This is a genomic window from Vibrio sp. D173a (assembly GCF_030248475.1).
This window is the reverse complement of the sequence record NZ_JAHGAH010000995.1, coordinates 1-806: the sequence shown is the minus strand read 5'-3', so window position 1 is coordinate 806 and position 806 is coordinate 1. Positions and strand designations below refer to the sequence as shown.

General features: G+C 43.5%; 1 protein-coding gene. It reads left to right on the top strand.

What is annotated here, in order from left to right:
* Window positions 1-717, top strand: a 717-nt coding sequence (locus tag KIV40_RS30825) for an AraC family transcriptional regulator (protein ID WP_306431926.1), incomplete at its 5' end; no start/stop codon positions are given.
* Window positions 718-806 lie beyond the last annotated feature (89 nt).

Below are 806 nucleotides of genomic sequence, written 5' to 3'. Positions count from 1 at the left end.
TATGGGCAGACAACTTATGACTTCGACACTGGTACTATGACATTCTTCGCTCCGGGGCAAGAAGTGAGTATAGAGCCTAGTGAGCATGTAGAAGATTCGATAGGTTGGACTTTGGCGTTTCACCCACAACTGATAGCGAAATCCGATCTCTACGGAAAAATGCTCGACTACACTTTCTTTGAGTACGAGAGCAATGAAGCTCTGCATCTGTCTGAACGTGAACGTGCGATGGTGACGGACATTGCCCTAAATATCGGCAATGAAACAGAAGCGAGTATCGACAAGCACACTCAGTCATTAATCTGCTCTAATATCGAATTACTGCTGAAATACTGTAATCGCTTTTATGATCGTCAGTTCATTGTTCGATCTGATCTGAATCATGACCACATTCATCGTTTAAGTCGCTTACTCGTAGACTATTATCAAGAGGATAAGCCGTTTGAATTGGGTGTTCCGACCGTTCAATATTGTGGTAAAGAGCTTGGGCTTTCGCCGTATTATTTAAGCGATCTGTTAAAGAAAGAGACAGGCAAAAACGCGTTAGAGCACATTCATCTGTTTGTGATTGAACGTGCGAAGACATTAATGAAAGAGACAGAACACAGCATCACCCAAATCGCTTATGAGTTAGGATTTGAGTATCCACAACATTTCTCCAAGCTGTTTAAAGCGAAAACTGGACTTAGTCCAAGGGAGTTTCGAAACACGCCATAGTGTGCAATGTGGGATGAAAGGCGGTTAGTTCCTGCGCGGTACGTCACTCCAGAGTAAGACAGCGGTCAAATTGCTATCGAGGAAGGATG